Annotated in this window: 2 protein-coding genes; both read right to left on the minus strand. The window is 66.4% G+C overall.

Features of this window, described 5'->3' with window-relative positions:
- The coding region (locus EF387_RS09875; RefSeq protein ID WP_128376152.1) for a trypsin-like serine protease at positions 1–196 on the minus strand (196 nt) is incomplete at its 3' end.
- A 199-nt stretch (positions 197–395) separates the two neighbouring features.
- A partial coding sequence (locus EF387_RS48150) for an FG-GAP repeat domain-containing protein (protein WP_238431421.1) occupies positions 396–893 on the minus strand: 498 nt, incomplete at its 5' end.

Consider the following 893-nt stretch of genomic DNA (forward strand, 5'->3'; position numbering starts at 1 on the left):
CGGTCAGCACCCACTGCGGGTCGACGAGGGTGCCGGTGCAGGCGGTCTGTTCACCGACGTTGACCTTCGCAACGTAGTTCAGCTGTGCCGGGGCGTCGACTCCGCCCAGCGCCGCGGCCGTGGTGGTGGTCGCCAAGGTGGCGAGGACGACTGCGGTGCTGGTCGCCCACATCAATCGGGAACGTCTTGCGGTCATGGGTGTCCCTGGGGTGAAGTGTCGTTTGACAGCGGCCAGTCGCCACTGCGATGAGCGAGACCGCCCGCCGAACCGGAACGCCGATGTGGGGCAGACCGGCGTCGAGCTCGGTTCCGGTGCGGAGGGCGGTGGGGCGGAGCAGGTGTCAGCAGTGGCCGTGGCCGATTTCTCCAGCGCGGCGCCAGAGGGATCGCTCTCTTCAGAGGGTGATCATCACGGTGCCGCCATCGAAATAGGTGCCCATGTTCTTGCGGACGGCGACTTTACCGTCGGCGATCGTGTGGACGAACAAGTCGGCCTTGCCGTCACCGGTGGAATCGCCGAAGCGGAGGCGGCCCATGTCGGTACCGGTGACGAAACGGCCCCAGCCGGCGCTCCAGTGAGTGCCGCCGTCGAAATAGGTGCCCATGTTCTTGCGGACGGCGACTTTGCCGTCGGTGCCGTGAACGATGAGGTCGGCCTTGCCGTCGCCGGTGATGTCGGCGAAGTAGAGACGGCCCATGTCGGTACCGGTGACGAAACGGCCCCAGCCTGCGCTCCAGTGAGTGCCGCCGTCGAAATAGGTGCCCATGTTCTTGCGGACGGCGACTTTGCCGTCGGTGCCGTGAACGATGAGGTCGGCCTTGCCGTCGCCGGTGATGTCGGCGAAGTAGAGACGGCCCATGTCGGTACCGGTGACGAAACGGCCCCAGCCTGC

Source organism: Streptomyces cavernae (assembly GCF_004023625.1).
GTDB lineage: Bacteria > Actinomycetota > Actinomycetes > Streptomycetales > Streptomycetaceae > Streptomyces > Streptomyces cavernae.